Below are 21,981 nucleotides of genomic sequence, written 5' to 3' on the forward strand. Positions count from 1 at the left end.
TGGAAGAAGAATGGAAGAAGGTTGACGCCGATTGGCCCCGTGTCCTACGTTCTGCCTTTCCTGTCAGGTGCACCGGAGCGGAATCGATTGGGTTTATGGAAGACCAGATCCGTGCGGTCGTGTTCGACCGCGACGGGACTTTGCTGCGCTATGACGAGGAATGGCTGCTGGCCCAGCTCCAGCAGGCTTGGCCGCCGCTCACTCTCGAGGTCCTGAACAGCCATTGGGGTCGCCACGCGCACCTCATGCCCGCGACGCCCGAGGGTGAGCCCGAGTTCTGGTTGACGCTGTGGACACTTTTCGTCGCAGCTCACGGCGGCACGGCGGCCGACGCGGAGGAGCTCGCCAGGCTGGCCGGTGGCTACCACGGCGCGTTCCACCCCTACGCCGACACGCACGACTGCCTGAACTGGCTGCGGGGCCGTGGAATACGGCTGAGCGTGCTCACCAACCATCCGATGGTCAGCGTCGCCGCGACGTTGCGCAACGCGAACGTCGACCCCGGCTGGTTCGACGCCCTGATCAACGCCTACCCCCGGTCGAAGCCTGATCCCGCTGCCTACGCGAAGGTCCTGACCGCACTCGATCTGGCGCCGCAAGAGTGCCTGTTGATCGATGACGAACCGGCCAATGTGCGGGGCGCACTCGAGGTGGGTATGCGCGCCGTTCTGCTGGACCGCGACAATCGTCATGCCGACGATCACCTTCCAAAGATCTACCGGCTCGACGAAATCGGTTCAGCGACCACCCTGGAATTGTCTCAATAGCGCAAACCATTTCCAGGTAATGTTAGTGTCCCGGCCCGTGACGGCAAGTACCGACAACAAAGTGCAGGCCATTGTGGCCACCGCTCGCCGGGATATGACCGCGTGGGCGTCGAAAACGCCGAAGGAACGCGGCAGGCACCTGCTGCGTGTTCGCGACGCGGTCGCTACCGGTGGCGCCGCCCTGGTCGACCAGGTCGTCGCCGCGACCGGACAGTCGCGATCCGACGCGTGGTTCGAGGTGATGTCGGCCTGCACCAGCCTGACCTGGTCGGCCAAGGCGGGGCCGCGGCACCTCCGCCCGCGGACGCTCGCGACGCGTCCGTTCGTGCTGAAGAAGGCGACGCTGCACCACCAGCCGCTGGGCGTCGTAGGTGTGATCACGCCGTGGAACTACCCGGTGGCCGTGCCGATGCACTCGATCCCGAACGCGTTGGTCGCGGGCAACATCGTGGTGCTCAAGCCAGATCCACTGGTGGCCGACGTCGCCCGGCTGCTGGCCGGACTGATCAACTCGGCGGGCGTTGACCTCGTGCACGTGCTGCCCGGCGGCGCCGACGTCGGCGATGACCTCGTCCGGTCGGGGATCGACAAGATCGTGTTCACCGGACGGAGCGCGTCCGGCCGTCAGGTCATGGCTGCGGCGGCAGCCACGCTGACCCCGGTGCTGCTGGAACTCGGTGGCAACGACGCGATGGTCGTGCTGGACGACGCCGACGTGCGGCAGGCGGCCCGTGCCGCGGTCGGCGCGGCGTTCTTCAACGCCGGCCAGACGTGCATGGCCGTGCAGCGGGTCGTGGTCAGCGAGGCTCGGCACGACGAGTTCGTCGGCGAGGCGCTGGCGGCGACCCGAGCACTCGACCGGGAGTACCCGAGGCTGCGCGAAGAACAGGCGGCCCTGCTCACCCGCAGGCTGGCCGATGCGGTGGCGGCGGGCGCGCGGGTCATGGCGGGCGGGCCGGCTCCCGACGGGTCGTTCCTGCCCGCTGTCGTCACGGACGTGCCCGTCGACAGCGACTTGTTCCAGGCAGAGAACTTCGGGCCGGTGCTCACGATCGTGCGTGCGACCAGCGAGGAGCACGCCGTCACGCTCGCGAACTCGACCCCGTACGGACTCGCCGCGAGTGTGATCACCCGCAACGGAAAGCGCGGGCGCCGGGTCGCGGCGGCACTCGCGGCGGGCACGGTCGACATCAACGACGCGGTCTTCGGCGCCGGTGTGCCCGGTGTGCCGTTCGGCGGGACCGGAGCCAGTGGCTTCGGGCGGCAGAAAGGTGTCGCGGGCCTGCGGGAGTTCACCAGCACCAAGACGATCGTGCGCACCCGGTTGCCCGGCGCGCCCAGCTTCGCGGCCGTGCTCATGGCGGGCAAGGCGCCCGAGCCCGCGTTGCTCCAACGAATCGTCCGTCTCTATTGGACCAGTCTGTCCCACAAGGTGAAGAGGAAGATGCGATGAGCAAACCATGGCGCTGCGAGCGCATCCTGGTCACCGGTGCCGCCAGTGGCATCGGCCGGGCGTTCGCGGTACACCTCGTGGCCCAGGGTATCGAGGTTCTCGCGGTGGACACCAACGCCGCCGGACTCGACGCGCTGGCAGCCGAGAACTCTCGAGTGATCCCCGCGGTGATCGACGTGACCGACCACGAGGCGCTCGCGAAGGTGGTCGCCGACCATCCGTGCGACGGCGTCGTGACGTCGGCCGCGATCGGCACGGAGGGCATGATCACCGAGACCGACCCCGAGTTGTGGCTCGAGGTCGCGACGATCAACTACCTGGGCACGGTGTGGGCCGTCGCCGCGGCCATGCCGGAGATGCGCCGGCGAGGGCGCGGCACGATCGTGGTCCTGTCGTCCTCGTCGGGCGGGCTCCTGCCGACCTTCCACGAGGGGCCCTACTCGCCGACCAAGGCGGCGATCTCGGCGTACGCGCGGGCGTTGCGTCAGGAGGTCAAGAGCATGGGCATCCAGGTCGCCTGCGTCTACCCGCCCGCGGTGGACACCCCGTTGCTGGACCAGATGCAGGCGAGCCGTCAGCTGGCCAAGGGCATCTTCAAACCGATGCCCGCCGAAGGCGTCGTGCGGGCCACCGAGCGTGCCCTGCGCCGCGGCCGGTTCGCCGTCGTACCCGGTTTCTCCCGGCCACTGCGCTGGTTGATGCGGATCTCACCGGAGCTCGGCGACAAGCTTCCCGGCATCGTCTACCGACGCGAGTTCGGCTAGCACGGTCTCGGGCAGCGTGAGGGTCGGGCCCTGGACCTCGGCCGGCACCTCACGTTCGGTCGGGTGCACCCGGAAGCCAGGCGTGGCAAGCATGGTGGCCAACGCGATCCGCATCTCGTAGGCGGCGAACACCGCGCCGAGGCACCGCCGGGGGCCGATGCCGAAGGGCAGGTACTCGGTCGGCGAGAACCTGCCACCGAGGAACCGGTCGGGAGCGAAGCGGTCCGGGTCGGCGAACGCCTCGGGCCTGCGGTGCGCGGCGTGGATGCACGGCACGAGCTCGGTGTCCTCACCGGGCACGGTCCTGGCGATACCGGTGGGCACGATCGACGCGTACCGCAGCACCTCGTCGCACACCGCGTCCAGGTAACCGGGCTCGTTGATCCTCGCGAGCACCCCGGGGTGCTGGTGGACCAGGTAGGTCGCCCACGCGAGCGCCGATGAGGTCGACTCGTAGCCGGCGATCAACAGCGTGACCACGTGGACGCGAATCTGTTCAGCGGTAAGGGATTCTGCCCGAAGGAGGTGGCCGAGCACATCGGCGGAGTCGTGGTGGCCGACGGACTGGGCGGTGACGAAGTCGTCGAGCTCCGCCTGCAATCGCACCGGGTCGCCGCCCTTGCCGTGCACCGCGTCGACCAGGTCTGAGCACAGCCGCACCACGGCGTCCTCGGCCTCGATCGGACCGAAGACGAACCGGAGCATGAGCCGCAGGGTGATGTCCCTGGTCATCCCGATGACGGGCACCGGGGTGTCCTTCGGTACACGGGCCAGCACCGTGCGGGTGATCTCCTCGATCACCGGTCCGAACTCCCGCATGCGTGCGCCCAGAAAAGGTGGCCCGAGCAGTTTTCGTGCCTCCAGGTGCGGCTTACCGGAAAGAAAAATCAACGCCTGATCCCCGATGAGTGCCTTGAAGGTGCTCGACCCCGCCGTGCCGAACTCACGGGCCCGCGCGACAAATGTCTCGTGGAGCTCCTCGGGTTCGCTGACGTAGATCCGCTGCTCGTCCATGACCGTAGTATCACCTCACGAAGGGCACTTTTCGCAAATGCGGCATCGTTCGATAACGTCCTCCGCTCACGACACCGCTGTCCTCGCACTCGCCTGCCACGGAAAGCCCGAGTCACGCGATCTTGCCGACGGCGCGACAACCTGGCTGCTCGACCACCGGCGTGCGGACGGGTCCTGGGGAGGGGTGATATTCGAATACCACGATCGGCTGGTCAGTACCCTGGCCGCAGTGGTCGCTCTGCAGGTAACAACAGGTCAGACCCCGCGCGTAGACCGGCTCGTCGACCTGATGCGTACCTTCACCGAGCGTCGCAACCCCGGCCACGAAACCGTGGCGTTCGAATTGATCGTCCCGCACTGGCTTGCCCGTGCCCGCGAACTCGGCATCGATCTGCCCTACGCCGACCTTTCCTGGATCGAGGAGATCCGCGCACGCAAACTGGCCTTGGTGCCACACGGCATGGTGGCGGGAACAACGCTGGTGCACACGCTCGAAGCGCTCGGCCGGAATTTCACCGAAGCCGACCTGAGCGAGATGCAGTCACCCAGTGGCGCATTCGGTTGTTCACCCGCCGCGACCGCCTATGCCTACGGTGCCGGGCGGGTATCCGGAACACTGGAACTGCTTCGTGAGGCCACGAGCCAGACGGGTTCCGGAGGGTTGTCCCCGATCTATCCGTTCGACCATTTCGAGACCTGCTGGTCGCTTCATTTCCGCAAGCTGGGCGGCACGCCACCGGAGCAGCTGCGCGCGGAGGTCGCCGAGCTGGCGCGGCACGCCGTCGCGGGCAGGCTCGGCATGTCCGCCCACGGCGTACCGGTCGACAGCGACGACACCGCGGTGCTGACGACGTTGCTGCGCTACTGCGGTCTGCCGGAGCACCCGCACGCCATGGACCCGTTCGAACGTCCGGACGGCTACGCCACCTACGACTTCGAGCGCACCATCTCGATCAGCACGAACGTCCACGCGCTCCCTGTAGCCGACGCCGGATGCGCCGCTCGCATCGTCGAATCGTTGCGGCAGCACCGGATCGGCGGCGCGTACTGGCTGGACAAGTGGCACCTCTCGCCTTACTACCCGACCGCCGAGGCAGTGCACGTGCTCGCGGACATCGCGCCGGACCTGCATCGCGACGCCGTGCGCTGGATGCTCGACACTCAGCACCCGGACGGCTCGTGGGGCCACGGCTGCGAAGAGACCGCGTACGTGTTGCTGGCGTTGATGAACAGCGGCGTTGACGAAGGCGTCGAAGCCGGGATGGCGTACCTGCGGGCGCGCCGCGGCACGGAGGTGCTCCCGGAGCTCTGGATCGGCAAGACCCTGTACACGCCGTTCAACGTGGTGCGGTCGGCGATCGACGCGGCCCACCGCCTGTTCGCCGCACGGCGGAAGGTGGTCACGACATGACCCAGGCGCTGGAACTGAAGACGCTGGCGTCGGCACGGGAGATCGTGCTCCCCGCCCTGCGCCGGGCCGCGGGCAGGCTGGGCCAGGAGATGCGGCACGTGGTCGGCTACCACCAGGGCTGGCTGGACGTAGCCGGCCACGACGTGGATGCCGCCGCAGGCAAGGCGCTACGACCGGCGCTGGCCCTGTTGTCGGCACGGGCGGTGGGCGCGCCGGTCGAGTCCGGCATCCCCGCGGCGGTCGCCGTCGAGCTGGTGCACGACTTCTCGTTGCTGCACGACGACATCATGGACGGCGACACCGAGCGCAGGCACCGGCCGACGGCGTGGACCGTCTTCGGCCTCCCGTCCGCGATCCTCGCGGGCGACGGCCTGATGGCCACCGCGTTCCTGGTGCTGCTCGAGCATGACAGCGGCCACGGCCCGGCGGCCGCGAAGTCGGTCGCCGACACGCTGCAGTGCCTGATCGCCGGCCAGGTCGCCGACCTCGCGTTCGAACGGCGCCACGACGTCAGCCCGCACGAGTACCTGGAGATGGCGGCGGGCAAGACGGCGTCGCTGCTCGGCTGCGCCGCCTCCCTCGGCGCGGTGATCGCGGGCGGCGCCCCGGACGTCGTGGCAGGCCTGGGGGAGTACGGCCGGCAGCTGGGCATCGCGTTCCAGCTGGCCGACGACGTCCTCGGCATCTGGGGCGACTCCGACGTCCTGGGCAAGCCGGTCCTCGCGGACCTACGGGCCCGCAAGAAGTCGGCGCCGGTGGTGGCCGCACTGGCGGCGGACATTCCGGCGGCCGCCCGGCTCGCCGAGCTGTACCACGGCCAGGACGCGCTCGAGGAGTACCAGCTCGTGGAGGTGGCGGGTCTCATCGAGGAATGCGGCGGCCGGGCGTGGGCTGAACGGGAGTCCGCTCGCCGGCTCGCCACGTCCGACCGGCTCCTTTCCCGGTTGCCGATCGAGCCGGACGTCCGCGACGAACTCCGCGCCACCGCACGGTTCGTCGTCGAGCGCACGCACTGAACGTCCCGCTGCATTGTCATCGCGCCTGTTGACGTCCTGTTGCACAACGCGCACATTCCGCGCGCGGTCCGGGGACATCACTCGTGAAGTGTCGAAAGCGTCGGCTTTCGGTACTGCTCATGAGGAGAACAGACAGTGTCGGCAACGCGTGGCAAAGGATTCTGGGCGTTCCTCCTCGCTCTGCTGGTCCTCGCGACGGCGTGCACACCGTCGGGCGAAGCCCCGTCCACGGGCACGTCGGCGCGCGTGCAAGGGGACGGCAGTATCCCGGAGAACGAGAGCATCTCGCTCGACGACAGCGAGCACGCCGCGATCGCCAATCTCGATCCCACCCTGCTGGCAGCGGCACGGAAAGCCGCCGCGGACGCCCGGCTGCGCGGAGTGGAACTCAAAGTGACCTCAGGCTGGCGAAGCGCGGCGTACCAGCAGCGCCTGCTGGACGAGGCCATCGCCCGGTACCGCAGCGAGAAGGAGGCCCTGCGCTGGGTGCACCCGCCGGACAAGTCGAAGCACGTGACAGGCGAGGCGATCGACATCGGCCCGACCGCGGCCGCCGACTGGCTCATCCAGCACGGGGCGGACTACGGCCTGTGTCAGGCGTACGCCAACGAGATGTGGCACTTCGAACTCCTGACCTCACCTGGTGGCGAGTGCCCTCAGCCGATCAGCAACGCGATCGGCTGACCGCGGACTTGTTGCATTCGGGAGCGATGCGACGATGTCCTCGGCGAGGGAGGCGTGGTGGCGAAGTCGTTGAAGTCGAGTACCGGCCGGTTCGTGGCGGGACTCGTGCTGGTGGGCGCGGTCGGTGGCCTGATGCTGGTGATCCAGGCTTCCACCGAGCAGAAGTCCTGGGCCAGCACCGAGGGAACCGTGCAGGAACGGCTGAAGTCCGGCAAGAGCGTCTCGGTCAAGGTCGAGTTCCCGCTCGCCGACGGCACGAAGCAGACCGCGACCCTGTCCGAGAACGGCCCGGCCCGGCAGCCCGGCGAACGCGTGACGGTCCGCTACGACCTGGTGGACGGCCGGGTCGTCGAAGCCGCCCTCGCTGACAACGACCAGGCGCATTGGGTGGCTGGCGGGATGTTGGGCGTGCTGGCGGTCGGCGCGCTCTTCGCGAACTTCATCGCGTGGGCGCCCAGGCCACGACCTGAGTGACAACCGGCGGGTACGCCGACCTGCAGCACGCCGTCAACTGGTGAGCTGCCCCGGTTTGTGGGGAATTCCCAACCGTTTCGCCGCGAGACTGCACACATGGTGGTCTCAGCGCGTGACCAGGTAGGAAGCGTTCTCCCGGACTCCGGGCTGCCGAATAGCCCAGGCAGGCCGATCTCGACGCTGTGCGCGAGGACCATCCGTTCCGCGACCTCGGGTTCGACTCGCTCACGGTGGCTGAGCTGGGCAATCAGCTCAACGCCGCGACCTGACTGAGCCACGCCCAGCACCTGCTTGACCAGCCGGCTCCCGAGGGGCCGAAGCCGCGCGAGCACGGCGAGAGCGCTACCACCGAGCCGATGACGGTGGACGAGCCGGTGCAGGCCGCGCCCCAGCGGCCAGGAGAACGACGACCAGTCCGACCTTTCCTGGAAGTGAGTCTGACCATGAACGCGCCCAACGAAAAGGTCGTCGAAGCGCTTCGGGCCGCGATGAAGAACGCCGAACGGCTGCGCCAGCAGAATCGCGATCTGGTGGCCGCCGCTTCGGAGCCGATCGCGATCGTGGCGATGAGCTGCCGCTTCCCCGGTGGTGTCGATTCGCCGGAGGCGTTGTGGGACCTGGTCGCTTCTGGCCGGGACGCCATCTCCGGCTTCCCGGACGGTCGTGGCTGGGACACCGAGTCGTTGGAGTCCGCTGAGACCGACGACCGCGGCAACAGCATGAGCGTGCAGGGCGGGTTCCTGCCCGGCGCGGCCGACTTCGACACCGGCTTCTTCGGCATCTCGCCGCGGGAGGCGCTCACCATGGACCCCCAGCAGCGGCTGTTGCTGGAGACCGCCTGGGAGGCGATCGAGCGCGCCGGGATCGACCCGTCGAAGCTGCGCGGCAGCCGGACCGGGGTTTTCGTCGGCACGAACGGGCAGGACTACTCGCACCTGATGATCCGCTCGGTGGCCGACGCCACCGGTGACATCGGCACCGGCATCGCGGCCAGTGCCATCTCCGGCCGGATCTCTTACGAACTCGGGCTGGAAGGCCCGACCGTCACCGTCGACACCGCGTGCTCGTCCTCGCTGGTCGCACTGCACCAGGCGGTGCACGCGCTGCGCACCGGTGAGTGCTCGCTGGCGCTGGCCGGTGGCGTGAACATCATGGCCACGCCTGGGTCGCTGGTGGAGTTCAGCCGTCAGGGCGGGCTCGCGCGCGACGGGCGGTGCAAGGCGTTCTCCGACGACGCCGACGGCACCGGCTGGTCCGAGGGCGTTGGCCTGCTGTTGCTGGAAAAGCTCTCCGACGCGCAGCGCAACGGGCACGAGGTGCTCGCCGTGGTGCGCGGGTCCGCGGTCAACTCCGATGGTGCTTCCAACGGTTTCACGGCGCCGAACGGCCGTGCGCAGCAGCGCGTGATCCGGCAGGCGCTGGACCGCTGTGGGCTGACCCCGTCCGAAGTGGACGTCGTGGAGGCGCACGGCACCGGAACTCCGCTCGGGGACCCGATCGAGGCGCGGAGCCTGCTCGCCGCTTACGGCCAGGACCGTGAGCACCCGCTGCTGCTGGGGTCGATCAAGTCGAACCTGGGGCACACGCAGGCTGCCGCGGGTGTCGCGGGCGTGATCAAGATGGTCATGGCCATGCGGAACGACCTGGTGCCGCAGACCCTGCACGTGAGCAGGCCGTCCACGCACGTCGACTGGACGAGCGGCGCGGTGCGGCTGCTCACCGAGGCCACGCCGTGGCCGGAGACCGGCCGGGCTTACCGCGCGGCCGTGTCGTCGTTCGGGATCAGCGGCACCAACGCGCACGCGATCATCGAGCAGGCGCCGCCGATCATCGTGGAGGCGCTGCCGGAGGAGCCGGAACCCGCTGTGGTGCCGTGGGTGCTGGCCGGGCGGACCCCGGCCGCCCTGCGCGGCCAGGTAGCCGCATTGCTGTCCTTTGTGGACGACGAACGTCCGGTGGACCTGGCGCTGTCGCTGGCCACCACCCGGACGAGCTTCGAACACCGGCTGGCCGTGGTGGGTGGCAGCCGCGAAGAGCTCCGCAATTCGCTGTCCGCATGGGTGGAGAACGGGACCGCGCCCGGCGTGGTGACCGGTGAGGTCAACGGGCGCCCCAAGCTGGGTGTGCTGTTCTCCGGTCAGGGCGCGCAGCGGATCGGCATGGGCCGCGAGCTGCACGGCCGCTTCCCGGTCTTCACGACTGCCTTCGACGAAGCGGTGGACGCGCTGGACCGGCACCTCGACGGCTCGCTGCGGGACGTGGTCTGGGGTGACGACGCCGAGCTGCTGAACCAGACGGGCTGGACGCAGCCGGCGCTGTTCGCCATCGAGGTGGCGTTGTTCCGGCTCGCCGAATCCTGGGGTCTGACCCCGGATTTCGTGGCCGGGCACTCGATCGGCGAGATCGCCGCCGCGCACGTGGCGGGGGTGTTCTCGCTCGAGGACGCCGCCGGGCTGGTCGCCGCGCGGGCACGGCTGATGCAGGCCCTCCCTGCCGGTGGCGCGATGGTGGCGATCAAGGCCGCCGAGGGCGACGTGACCCCGCTGCTGACCGAGGGCGTGTCCATCGCCGCGATCAACGCGCCGGGTTCCGTGGTGATCGCCGGGGACGAAGCCGCGGTGCTGGCCATCGCCGGGAACTTCGAGAAGACCTCCCGCCTGAAGGTCAGCCACGCCTTCCACTCGCCGCTGATGGACCCGATGCTGGCCGAGTTCAGGCGGGTCGCCGAGGGCATCGCCTACGGCGAGCCGTCGATCCCGGTGGTCTCCAACCTCACCGGCGAACTGGCCACCGCGAACGAACTGCGCTCGGCGGACTACTGGGTGCGGCACGTGCGCGAGGCCGTCCGGTTCGCCGACGGGGTGCGGGCGCTGGCCGCCGCCGGGGCCGGCGTGCTGCTCGAACTCGGCCCGGACGGCACGTTGTCCGGGCTCGCGCAGCAGAGCGCCGACCTGCCGGTCGCCCCGGCGCTGCGCAAGGACCGCGGTGAGGAAGCCGCGATCCTCGGCGCGTTGGGCAAGCTGCACGTCCACGGCGTGGCGGTGGACTGGACCGCGGTGCTCGAGGGCACCGGTGCGCGTCGTGTCCCGCTGCCGACCTACGCATTCCAGCACGAGAAGTACTGGCCCGCGGTGTCCGTGCGTTCCGGGGACATCTCGGGGCTGGGCCTGAATTCCGCGGAACACCCGCTGCTCGGTGCGGCGACCACGGTGGCCGGTTCCGGCGAGCTGGTGATGACCGGCAGGCTGTCGCTGGAGAGCCACCCGTGGCTGGCCGACCACGCCGTCGGCGGCTCGGTTCTCTTCCCCGGCACCGGTTTCCTCGAACTAGCGATGCGCGCCGCCGACCAGGTCGGGTGCGACCGCGTGCAGGAGCTGACCCTCGTGGTGCCGCTCGTGCTCGCCGAGCGGACCGGGGTGACCGTCCAGGTGTGGGTCGGTGCGCCGGACGCCGGCGGCCGCCGCCCGGTCAGCGTGCACTCGCAGCAGGGCGGCTCCGAATCGTGGGTGCAACACGCCAGCGGCACGCTCGGCGACGGTGCCGCCGTCGCCGCGTTCGCCGCCTCAGAATGGCCGCCGGCCGGGGCCGAAGCGCTTGACCTGACCGGGTTCTACGAGCGGTTCGAGGAAACCGGTCTCACCTACGGCCCGGTGTTCCAGGGCGTCCGGGCGGTCTGGCGATCCGACGGCGAGATCTTCGCCGAGGTCGCGCTGCCGGACGACAACGAGGACGCCGGTGAGTTCGGCGTGCACCCCGCGTTGCTCGACTCCGCCTTGCACGCCAGCCTCTTCGTGCACCCCGACCGCGAGGGCAGCGGCCTCCTGCCGTTCTCGTGGAGCGGGGTGACGCTGCACGCCTCCGGTGCCTCGACGCTGCGGGTGCGCCTGGCCGCCACGGCCGACGACGCGATCTCGGTGACCGCCGTCGACGTCCAGGGCGAACCGGTGCTGTCCGTGGAATCGCTGGCACTGCGCTCGGCCACCGCGCAGGCGGCCACCCGCACGCAGAGCGAGCTGGACTCGCTGTTCCGCCTCGACTGGGTCACCCAGCCCGGCGCCAAGTCCACTGAGGACACTCGGTGGGCGGTCCTCGGTACCGGGGAGGCCGCACTGGGCGCGGCCGTCGCCGCGACCGGTGGCTCGCGGGTGGACTCGCTCGACGAACTCGCCGAGCTGACCGGCGGCGTGCCGGGCATGGTGCTCTGGCCGGTGGCCAGCGACGGCGAGAGCGCGCAGGCCGTGCACGAACTGAGCGCGCGCGTGCTCGGCACCGTGCAGAACTGGTTGTCGGACCAGCGGTTCGGCGACTCGTGCTTGGTCGTGGTCACCAGAGGCGCGGTCGCCGCCGGTGACGAGAACGTGCACGACCTGCCCGCTGCCGCGGTGTGGGGCTTGGTGCGCACGGCCCAGTCGGAGAACCCTGGCCGCCTGCTGCTCCTCGACCTCGACCAAACTGACGCTGACGTCCTCGGCGAGCTGCCTGCGTTGCGCGCCAACGGCGAAACGCAGATCGCCGCGCGCGAGGGCGAACTGCGCGTCGGCCGTCTCGCGCGACTGGCCTCCAGCAGTGCGCTCGTGCCGCCGGTCGGTGTGCCGTGGCGACTGGACTGCGTGCGCAAGGGCACCCTCGATGGACTCACCCTCGCACCGGTCCCGCAGTTGCTGGACCCGCTGGAAGGCCGCCAGGTCCGGATCGCCGTCCGCGCGGCCGGGCTGAACTTCCGCGACGTGCTGAACGCGCTGGGCATGTACCCCGGCGACGCGGGCCTGTTCGGTTCCGAGGCCGCCGGCGTGGTGGTCGAAACCGGGCCCGAGGTCACCGGACTGCGGCCGGGCGACCGCGTGATGGGCATGCTCTTCGGCGGCATGGGCCCGCTGGGCGAGGTCGACGAGCGCCTGCTGACCAAGCTGCCGGACGACTACTCCTTCGAGGTCGGCGCCTCGATTCCGCTGGTGTTCCTCACCGCGTACTACGCGCTGGTCGACCTGGCCGCGCTGCGGCCGGGGGAGAAGGTGCTGGTGCACGCCGGTGCCGGTGGCGTCGGCATGGCCGCGGTCCAACTGGCTCGGCACCTCGGTGCGGAGGTCTTCTCGACCGCCAGCGAGGGCAAGTGGGACACGCTGCGCGGGCTCGGCCTCGACGACGACCACATCGCCTCCTCGCGCTCACTCGATTTCGAGGCGAAGTTCCCGCAGGTCGACGTGGTGCTCAACGCGTTGGCCGGCGAGTTCGTCGACGCCTCGCTGCGCCTGCTCGCACCTGGCGGCCGGTTCCTGGAAATGGGCAAGACCGACGTGCGCGACCCGGCGAGCCTGCCCGAGGTCACGTACCAGTCCTTCGACCTCGGCTGGGTGCACCCGGACCGGATCGAGACCATGCTGGCGGAGCTGAAGGAGCTGTTCACCGCCGGCGCGATCGAGCCGCTGCCGATCCGCACCTGGGACGTGCGCCGCTCGCGCGACGCGTTCCGGTTCATGAGCCGCGCCCAGCACATCGGCAAGATCGTGCTCACCGTGCCGCCCGGCTGGGACCCCGACGGCACGGTCCTGATCACCGGCGGCACCGGTGGTCTCGCCGGGGTACTCGCCCGCCACCTGGTCACGCAGCGCGGCATGCGGAAGCTGTTGCTGGTCAGCCGAAGCGGTGAGAACGCACCCGGCGCGGCCGACCTGCGCGACGAGCTGACCGAGGCGGGCGCGGACGTCACCGTCGCCGCCTGCGACGTCGCCGACCGCGATGCGATGGCGGCCCTGCTCGACACCGTTCCCAATCTGACCGCCGTCGTGCACACCGCCGGTGTGCTCGACGACGGCATCGTCGGCTCGATGACGCCGGAGCGGCTCGACACCGTGCTGCGGCCGAAGGTCGACGCCGCCTGGCACCTGCACGAGCTCACAAGAAACCGCGACCTCGCCGGATTCGTGCTCTACTCCTCGGTTTCCGGCGTCATGGGCAGCGCCGGGCAGGCCAACTACGCGGCCGCGAACGTGTGGCTCGACGCGTTGGCCAGCCGCCGCCGGAGCCTCGGGCTCGCGGCGACCTCGGTGGCCTGGGGCGCGTGGACGCCGGAGATCGGCATGACCGCCTCGGTCAGCGACGCCGACATGAAGCGGATGAGCGAGTCCGCGAACCCGTTGTCGGTCGAGCAGGGCCTGGCGCTGTTCGACGCGGCGATCGGCTGCGACGAGCCGCTGCTGGTGGCGCTCAACGGTGGTGCAGGGCAGGCAGGTCCGGCAGGCGGGCACGTGCCCGCCTTGCTGCGCGGCCTGATGCGTACCGGCCGCCGCACCGCGGCCAGTGCGACCAGCGGTGGTGAGGGACTGGCTCAGCAGCTGCTCGGCCTGCCGGAGGACGAACGGCTCCGGCACGTCGTCGAGCTGATGCGCACCGAAGCGGCCGCCGTGCTCGGACACAGCTCGCCGGACGCGATCGGCGTCGACCGCGAGTTCCGGCAGCTCGGCTTCGACTCGCTGACGGCCGTCGAACTGCGCAACCGCCTCGGCTCGGCGACCGGGATGACCCTGCCCGCGACGTTGGTCTTCGACTACCCGACCCCGCGCGTGCTGGCCGAGTACCTGCTGGACGAACTTCTTGGCGCGGCTGAGGAACTGACCGCGATCGCGCCGCAGTCGGCGGGCACGTCCGACGACCCGGTGGTGATCGTCGGCATGAGCTGCCGGTTCCCCGGCGGCATCGCCTCGCCGGAGGACCTCTGGCAGTTCCTGCTCGACGGCGGTGACGCGATCACCGACTTCCCGCCGGACCGCGGCTGGGAGAACGACCCCACCGGCGGCACCGAAGGCGCGAAGGGCGGCTTCCTGGCCGACATGGCCGGGTTCGACACCGGCTTCTTCGGCATCTCCCCGCGCGAGGCCAAGGCGATGGACCCGCAGCAGCGGCTGGTGCTGGAGGTGTCCTGGGAAGCCATCGAGCGGGCCGGGATCGACGCCGCCGGGCTGCGCGGCACGCCGACCGGCGTGTTCATGGGCACCGGCGGGCAGGACTACACCAACGTGGTGCTGCGGGCAGCCGAGGACCTCGAAGGCCACGCCAGTACCGGCTTGGCCGCCGCGGTCATCTCCGGCCGCGTCTCCTACAGCTTCGGCCTCGTCGGCCCGTCGCTGACCATCGACACCGCCTGCTCCTCCTCGCTGACCGCACTGCACCTGGCCGCGCAGTCTTTGCGCACCGGGGAAAGCTCGCTGGCGCTGGCCGGTGGCGTGGCGGTGATGAGCACCCCGATGAGCTTCGCCGGGTTCAACGCACAGGGCGGGCTCGCGCCGGACGGCCGATGCCGCGCCTTCTCCGACGACGCCGGCGGAACCAGCTGGTCCGAGGGCGTCGGCGTGCTGGTGCTGGAACGGTTGTCCGACGCGCGCCGCAACGGGCATCAGGTGCTCGCGACGCTGCGCGGCAGCGCGGTGAACCAGGACGGGGCGTCGAACGGCCTGACCGCGCCCAACGGGCCGTCGCAGCGCCGGGTCATCCGTGCCGCGCTGGCCGGTGCCGGGCTCGCCGCGTCCGATGTGGACGTTGTCGAGGCGCACGGCACGGGCACCACGCTGGGCGACCCGATCGAGGCGCAGGCCCTGCTCGCCACCTACGGCCAGGACCGGGAACGGCCGCTGCTGCTGGGCTCGGTGAAGTCGAACCTCGGGCACACGCAGGCCGCGGCCGGGGTCGCCGGTGTGATCAAGGCCGTGCTCGCGATGCGGCACGGCGTGGTGCCGAAGACGTTGCACGTGGCCGAGCCGACGTCCCATGTGGACTGGACGACCGGTGCGGTGGACCTGGTCACCGAGGCCACGCCGTGGCCGGAGGTCGGCCGTGCCCGCCGGGCCGGAGTGTCCTCGTTCAGCCTCAGCGGCACCAACGCGCACGTGATCCTCGAGCACACCCCGGTGGCCGACGCCGAACCGGCCGAGCGGGCCGAACCGGAGATCATGCCGTTGCCGGTCTCGGCGAAGACGCCGGAAGCGGTCGACAGCCAGGTGGCCCGCATCCGCTCGTTCCTCGACGACCATTCCGCACTGGACACCGGCTACTCGCTGGTGACCACCCGCACCGAACTCGAGCACCGCGCGGTCCTGCTGTCCACATCGGACGGAGTGATCGAGGTCGCCCGCGGGACCGCGGTGGACCGCCCGCTGGCCGTGCTGTTCTCCGGCCAGGGCTCGCAGCGGCTCGGCATGGGCCGTGATCTGTACGAGCGGTACCCGGTGTTCGCCGAGGCGCTGGACAACGTGTTCGCCGGGCTGGACCCGGACGTACGCGAGGTGATGTGGGGTGCGTCCGCCGAGCGCCTGAACGAGACCGGCTACACCCAGCCCGCGTTGTTCGCCATCGAGGTGGCGCTCTACCGGCTGGTCGAATCGTGGGGCGTGAAGCCGCGTTTCCTGGCGGGACACTCGATCGGCGAGATCGCCGCCGCGCACGTCGCCGGGGTGCTGTCGCTGGCAGACGCGTGCACGCTGGTCAGTGCGCGGGCGCGGCTCATGCAGGCGTTGCCCGCCGGTGGCGCGATGGTGGCGATCCGCGCCACCGAGGAGCAGATCACCCCGCTGCTCACCGAGGGTGTGTCGATCGCGGCGGTGAACGGGCCGTCGTCGGTGGTCGTCGCGGGTGATGAGGCCGAGGTGCTGGCGATCGCCTCAGGCTTCGAGAAGACCTCGCGGCTGAAGGTTTCGCACGCGTTCCACTCGCCGTTGATGGACCCGATGCTGGACGAGTTCCGCGCAGTCGTCGAGGGCCTCACCTTCAACGAACCGCAGCTGCCGGTGATCACCTCGGGCGACGTGACCTCGGCGGAGTACTGGGTGCGCCACGTCCGCGACGCCGTGCGCTTCGCCGACCACGTGTCCACTTTGGTCGGTGAACGCGCCGGGGTGTTCCTCGAACTGGGCCCTGACGGCGTGCTGTCGGCGATGGTGGCGGAGACCGCGCCGGACGCGGTGGTCGTACCGGTGCTGCGCAAGGACAAGCCCGAAGAGACCACCGCGCTGACCGCGCTGGCGAAGCTGCACGTCCACGGCGTTCGCGTCGACTGGACGAGCTGGTTCGCCGGCACCGGCGCGCGCCGCATCGACCTGCCGACCTACGCGTTCCAGCACGAGAAGTACTGGCCGTCGATGGCCACCGGGGCGCGTGGCGGTGACGTGGCCGGGCTCGGCCTGTTCTCCACCAAGCACCCGCTGCTGACCGCCGCGATGGCGGTCGCCGGTTCGGACGAGATCGTGCTCACCGGGCGCCTCTCGCCGACCACCAACCCGTGGCTCGCCGATCAGGCCCTGTTCCCCGGCACCGGCTTCCTCGACCTCGTCATCCGCGCTGGTGACCTGGCCGGCTGCGGCCGCGTCGACGAGCTGGAACTGCTGGCACCGCTGGCGCTCGACGAGACCGGTGTCGCGGCGCAGGTCCACGTCGGTGGGCCGGACGCCAACGGCAGCCGTGAGGTCGGCGTGTACGCACAGCACGACGGCGACTGGACCCGGCACGCCGGCGGCACGCTGAGCATCGGCGCATCGGTGCCCGACGGCATCGGAGCATGGCCGCCCGCCGGGGCCGAACCGGTCGAGCTGGACGAGCACCTCACCGAGGAGGGCCTGAAAGCCGTCTACCGCACCGAATCCGCGGTCTACGCCGAGGCTGAACTGCCTGATCACGTGCCAGACGCGGCGGCGTTCGGGCTGCACCCGGCGCTGCTGGCCGCGGCACTGCGCGCGACGGAGTTCCTGGGAGAAGGCGTGCCGTCCGACTGGCACGGGGTGTCGCTGCACGCGGTCGGTGCTTCGGTGTTGCGCGTCCGGCTCGCTCGGACGGGCGACTCGATCTCGGTGACCGCGGTCGACGTCGAAGGCGCCCTGGTGCTCTCGGCCGAATCCCTGACACTGCGCGCTTCTTCGGCCGCTGCAGCGCCGAAGCCACGGGTCAGCGACTCGCTCTTCGTGGTCGACTGGACGCCCATCGAACTCGCTGCTGATCGGCCGGAAGCCGACGCCATCGTCGTCCAGCTCGCCGGTACCGAGGGCATCGAGTCCGTGCACGAGCTGACCGCCCGCGCGCAGGAACTGGTCCGCGACGCGCTGGCCGAGGAGTCCGGGAAGCCGCTGGTGCTGGTGACCCGCGGGGCAACCGCCGTCGGTGCTGAAGCGGTGCGTGACCTGGCTGCTGCGGCGGCCGCGGGCCTCGTGCGATCGGCACAGGCGGAGAACCCAGGTCGGTTCCTGTTGGTCGATCTCGACGACACCGCCGAATCGGCGGCCGCGCTGGACGACCTGACCGCGTTGCTGGAACTCGGCGAACCTCAGATCGCGCTGCGCGAGGGCCGTGCCCACATCGGCCGCCTCGCCCGGCTTTCGACCAGCCCCGCGCCTCGCGAGTGGGACCCCGAAGGAACCGTGCTGATCACCGGTGGCACCGGCGGGCTCGGCGCCGAACTGGCGCGGCACCTGGTCGGTACTCGCGGGGTCCGGCACCTGCTGCTGACCAGCCGCCGCGGTTCGGACGCGCCGGGCGCGGTGGAACTGCAGGCCGAGTTGATCGCTCACGGCGCCGATGTCAACGTGGTGGCGTGCGACGTGAGTGACCGCGAGTCGGTCGCGGAACTGCTCGGCACCGTTGCGAACCTGACCGCCGTGGTGCACACGGCCGGTGTGCTCGACGACGGCGTGGTCAGTTCGCTGACACCGGACCGGATCAGCAAGGTGTTGCGGCCCAAGGTGGACGCCGCCTGGCACCTGCACGAGCTCACGCGCGATCTCGACCTCGCCGATTTCGTGCTCTATTCCTCGATTTCCGGCGTGATGGGCGCTGTGGGGCAGGGCAACTACGCGGCGGCGAACAGCTACCTCGACGCGCTCGCCACGCAGCGACGGGCCGCCGGGCTGCCCGCGTCCTCGCTGGCCTGGGGTGCCTGGGCGGGGGCCGGCATGGCGAGCGGCATGGACGCCGCCGCACTGGAACGGATGGCACGCGCGGGAACTCCGGCGCTGTCGATGGAGCTCGGCCTGGCGCTGTTCGACGCGGCGATCACGGTGGACTTGCCGCTCGTGGTGCCTGCCAGCATCGTGACGGGCTCGGCTGTGGGGCCGGTGCCGCCGATGCTGCGCGGCCTGATGACCGCGGGCCGGCGCAGGGCTGCGAACGGCAGCGGCAAACTGCGGACGTTGGAAGGGCGGGGCCGTGAGGACCGGCTGAAGGCGCTGCTCGACCTGGTGCGCACCGAGGCGGCCACCGTGCTCGGCCACGACTCGACCGCCGCGGTGGACCCCGAGCGCGACTTCCGCCAGCTGGGCTTCGACTCGCTGACCGCGGTCGAACTGCGCAACCGGCTCGACCAGGTGATCGGGTTCAGCCTGCCTGCCACGCTGGTCTTCGACTACCCGACCCCGCAGGTGCTCGCGGACTTCCTGCACGCGGAGCTGTTCGGCGACGACTCGGTGGACGACGCGCTGCCGGTCGCGATGGTGGCCGACGAGCCGATCGTCATCGTCGGCCTGAGCTGCCGCTTCCCCGGCGGGATCAACTCGCCGGAGGACCTGTGGAACCTGCTGGTAGACGGGCGGGACGCGATCAGCGGCTTCCCGGACGACCGCGGCTGGGACCTGGACTGGCTCTCGGGCGGCGGCCCCGGCAGCAGCGTCACCGGGCAGGGCGGCTTCCTGCCCGGGGTCGCGGGCTTCGACCCCGGCTTCTTCGGGATCTCGCCGCGCGAAGCGGTGTCGATGGACCCGCAGCAGCGGCTCCTGCTGGAGACCTCGTGGGAAGCCATCGAACGCGCGGGCATCGACCCGAATTCGTTGCGCGGCAGCCGGACCGGCGTGTACGTCGGGACGAGCGGCCAGGATTACTCACAGCTCGTCATGGGCGCACAGGAGAAGATGGAGGGTCACGCCGGCACGGGCACTTCGGCCAGCGTGATCTCCGGCCGCTTGTCTTACACCTTCGGGCTGGAAGGCCCGGCGGTCACGGTCGACACCGCATGCTCGTCTTCGTTGGTGGCATTGCACTTCGCCGCGCAGGCGCTGCGAGGCGGTGAGTGCTCGCTGGCGCTGGTCGGCGGCGCGACGGTGATGGCCACGCCGGGCATGTTCATGGAGTTCTCCAGGCAGGGCGGTCTCGCGCACGACGGGCGCTGCAAGGCGTTCGCCGAAGGCGCGGACGGTACGGGCTGGTCCGAGGGCGTCGGTGTACTGGTGGTGGAGCGTCTGTCCGACGCGCAGCGCAACGGGCACCGAATCCTCGCGGTCGTGCGGGGTTCCGCGATCAACCAGGACGGTGCGTCGAACGGACTGACGGCGCCGAACGGGCCGTCGCAGCAGCGGGTGATCCGCCAGGCGCTCGCCTCCGCCGGTCTGTCCACTTCGGACGTCGACGTGGTGGAGGCGCACGGGACCGGTACCTCACTGGGCGACCCGATCGAGGCGCAGGCACTGCTGGCCACATACGGCCGCGACCGTGAAGAGCCGTTGTGGCTCGGTTCGGTGAAGTCGAACCTGGGGCACACGCAGGCCGCGGCCGGTGTCGCCGGCGTGATCAAGATGGTGCTGTCGTTGCAGAACCAGGTACTGCCACGCACTCTGCACGTCGAGCAGCCGTCGTCGCACGTGGACTGGACCGCCGGGAAGGTCTCCCTGCTGACTGAGCCGCGCGCGTGGCCGGCAGCAGACCGGCCGCTGCGCGGCGGCATCTCCGCGTTCGGCATCAGCGGCACGAACGCGCACATCATCCTGGAGCAGGCGCCCGCCACCGAGGACGCGGGCATGCCGGAACCGGTCGTCACCCCGGCCGTGGTGCCGTGGCTGGTCTCGGCGAAGACCGAGGCCGCGCTGGAAGCCCAGCTGGCCGGGCTGCCCGGGTCGGTGGCCGGCCGCTCGCCGGTGGACGTCGGCTACTCGCTGGCGGCCGGCCGTTCCCGCTTCGAGCACCGTGCGGTGTTGCTGTCCACGAAGGACGGTCTCGTCGAGGCGGCGCGGGGGACCGCGGGCCACCGCGAGCTGACCTTCCTGTTCGCCGGGCAGGGCAGCCAGCGGATCGGCATGGGCCGCGAGTTGTACGACCGGTTCCCGGTGTTCGCCGCCGCGCTCGACGAGGTCTTCGCGCACCTCGACGTCCGCGACGTCATGTGGGGCGATGATCAGGAAGCCCTGAACCAGACCGGGAACGCGCAGCCCGCGTTGTTCGCGCTCGAAGTGGCGCTGTACCGGCTGGTCGAGTCGTGGGGCATCAAGCCGGACCGGCTCGCCGGGCATTCGATCGGCGAGATCGCCGCCGCCCACGTTGCCGGGGTGTTGTCGTTGGCCGACGCCTGCACGCTCATCGAAGCCCGTGCGCGCCTGATGCAGGCGTTGCCGACCGGTGGGGCGATGGTGGCGATCAAGGCGGCCGAGTCCGAGATCACGCTGACTCGTGGCGTGTCGATCGCGGCCGTGAACGGTCCTTCGTCGGTGGTCATCGCGGGTGACGAGGCCGAGGTGCTGGCGATCGCTTCGGGCTTCGAGAAGACCTCGCGCCTGAAGGTGTCGCACGCCTTCCACTCGCCGTTGATGGACCCGATGCTGGACGACTTCCGTGCCGTGGTGGCTGGCCTGACCTTCCACGCACCGAGCATTCCGCTGCCGGGTGAAGTCACGTCGCCGGAGTACTGGGTGCGCCACGTCCGCGACACCGTGCGCTTCGCCGACCACCTGACCCCGGATGTCGCCTACCTGGAACTGGGCCCGGACAGCACGCTCTCGGCGATGGCCGCCGAGGTCGCCGACGTCGCCGTCCCGGTCCTGCGCAGGGACCGCCCGGAGGAGACCGCGCTGGTCACCGCGCTGGCTCGGTTGCACGTGACCGGCACGCGGATCGACTGGGCAGCCTACTTCGACGGCACCGGTGCGCAGTGGGTGGACCTGCCGACCTACGCCTTCCAGCACGAGCGCTACTGGATCGAGGGCGACGTGTTCGCCAGCCGGTTCCGCGGCGGGCAGGACGCGGTGGATCAGGCGTTCTGGGACGCCGTCGAGCGCGAGGACCTGGCTGCCCTTGCTGAGACGCTGGAACTCGACGATGAGACCGTGTCGGCCGTGGCGCCTGCGCTGTCGGCGTGGCGGGGGCGCAGGCATGCACAGTCCACTGTGGACTCGTGGCTGTTCGGCGAGCAGTGGCGGCAGCTCGACCTCGGCGGCGCCGGTGCGACCGGTGCCGCTGGTGCGACCGGTGCGGCTGGCGCGGTGGGTGCTGCCAGCATGGCCGGTGCCGCTGGTGCGACTGGTGCGGCCGGCGCGGTGGGTGCTGCCAGCATGGCCAGTGCTGCCGGTGCTGCCGGTGCTGCCGGTGCTGCCGGTGCTGCCGGTGCTGCCGGTGCTGCCGGTGCTGCCGGTGCTGCCGGTGCTGCCGGTGCTGCCGGTGCTGC

Annotated in this window: 10 protein-coding genes; 9 read left to right on the plus strand and 1 reads right to left on the minus strand. The window is 70.6% G+C overall.

Annotation, left to right across the window (positions count from 1 at the left end; translation table 11 throughout):
• Positions 1-95 precede the first annotated feature (95 nt).
• The 3 genes from ACIA8G_RS04885 to ACIA8G_RS04895 are packed head-to-tail and all read left to right on the plus strand — an operon-like array spanning position 96 to position 2,984.
• Positions 96-767 carry an HAD family hydrolase gene (locus ACIA8G_RS04885; RefSeq protein ID WP_396416919.1) on the plus strand — a complete coding sequence of 224 codons (672 nt, stop codon included), beginning with the start codon at positions 96-98 and terminating at the stop codon, positions 765-767.
• A 37-nt stretch (positions 768-804) separates the two neighbouring features.
• Positions 805-2,220: an aldehyde dehydrogenase family protein gene (locus ACIA8G_RS04890; RefSeq protein WP_396416920.1), complete on the plus strand. Its 1,416-nt coding sequence runs from the start codon at positions 805-807 to the stop codon at positions 2,218-2,220.
• Positions 2,217-2,984, plus strand: coding sequence for an SDR family NAD(P)-dependent oxidoreductase (locus tag ACIA8G_RS04895; protein WP_396416921.1), 768 nt, complete (start codon positions 2,217-2,219; stop codon positions 2,982-2,984). Before ACIA8G_RS04890 ends, ACIA8G_RS04895 begins: the two co-directional genes overlap by 4 nt.
• Here ACIA8G_RS04895 and ACIA8G_RS04900 read toward each other — a convergent pair.
• On the minus strand, positions 2,928-3,998 hold the full coding sequence (locus ACIA8G_RS04900) for a cytochrome P450 (RefSeq protein WP_396416922.1): 1,071 nt from the start codon (positions 3,996-3,998) through the stop codon (positions 2,928-2,930). The genes ACIA8G_RS04895 and ACIA8G_RS04900 overlap by 57 nt on opposite strands.
• Positions 3,999-4,227: 229 nt before the next feature.
• Between ACIA8G_RS04900 and ACIA8G_RS04905 the strand changes: the two genes are divergently transcribed.
• The 6 genes from ACIA8G_RS04905 to ACIA8G_RS04930 form a co-directional block, all read left to right on the plus strand.
• Positions 4,228-5,409, plus strand: a complete 1,182-nt coding sequence (locus tag ACIA8G_RS04905; RefSeq protein WP_396416923.1) for a hypothetical protein — start codon at positions 4,228-4,230, stop codon at positions 5,407-5,409.
• Entirely contained in the window at positions 5,406-6,425 is a 1,020-nt protein-coding gene (locus tag ACIA8G_RS04910) for a polyprenyl synthetase family protein (RefSeq protein WP_396416924.1), read from the plus strand. The genes ACIA8G_RS04905 and ACIA8G_RS04910 overlap by 4 nt, the downstream gene beginning before the upstream one ends.
• A gap of 135 nt (positions 6,426-6,560) precedes the next feature.
• Positions 6,561-7,109, plus strand: coding sequence for a M15 family metallopeptidase (locus tag ACIA8G_RS04915; protein ID WP_396416925.1), 549 nt, complete (start codon positions 6,561-6,563; stop codon positions 7,107-7,109).
• A 57-nt stretch (positions 7,110-7,166) separates the two neighbouring features.
• Positions 7,167-7,583: a DUF3592 domain-containing protein gene (locus ACIA8G_RS04920; RefSeq protein ID WP_396416926.1), complete on the plus strand. Its 417-nt coding sequence runs from the start codon at positions 7,167-7,169 to the stop codon at positions 7,581-7,583.
• A 182-nt stretch (positions 7,584-7,765) separates the two neighbouring features.
• Positions 7,766-7,852, plus strand: coding sequence for an acyl carrier protein (locus ACIA8G_RS04925; RefSeq protein ID WP_396417317.1), 87 nt, complete (start codon positions 7,766-7,768; stop codon positions 7,850-7,852).
• Between the two features lie 174 nt (positions 7,853-8,026).
• On the plus strand, positions 8,027-21,981 hold a 13,955-nt coding region (locus ACIA8G_RS04930), incomplete at its 3' end, for an SDR family NAD(P)-dependent oxidoreductase (protein ID WP_396416927.1).

This window comes from Lentzea sp. NPDC051213 (assembly GCF_044455585.1).
Lineage (GTDB): Bacteria > Actinomycetota > Actinomycetes > Mycobacteriales > Pseudonocardiaceae > Lentzea.

Excerpts from the sequence above, each read along its gene's own strand:
- ACIA8G_RS04900 (WP_396416922.1), bottom strand. The coding sequence starts at position 3,998 with ATGGACGAGCAGCGGATCTACGTCAGCGAACCCGAGGAGCTCCACGAG.
- ACIA8G_RS04910 (WP_396416924.1), top strand. The coding sequence starts at position 5,406 with ATGACCCAGGCGCTGGAACTGAAGACGCTGGCGTCGGCACGGGAGATC.
- ACIA8G_RS04895 (WP_396416921.1), top strand. The coding sequence starts at position 2,217 with ATGAGCAAACCATGGCGCTGCGAGCGCATCCTGGTCACCGGTGCCGCC.
- ACIA8G_RS04885 (WP_396416919.1), top strand. The coding sequence starts at position 96 with ATGGAAGACCAGATCCGTGCGGTCGTGTTCGACCGCGACGGGACTTTG.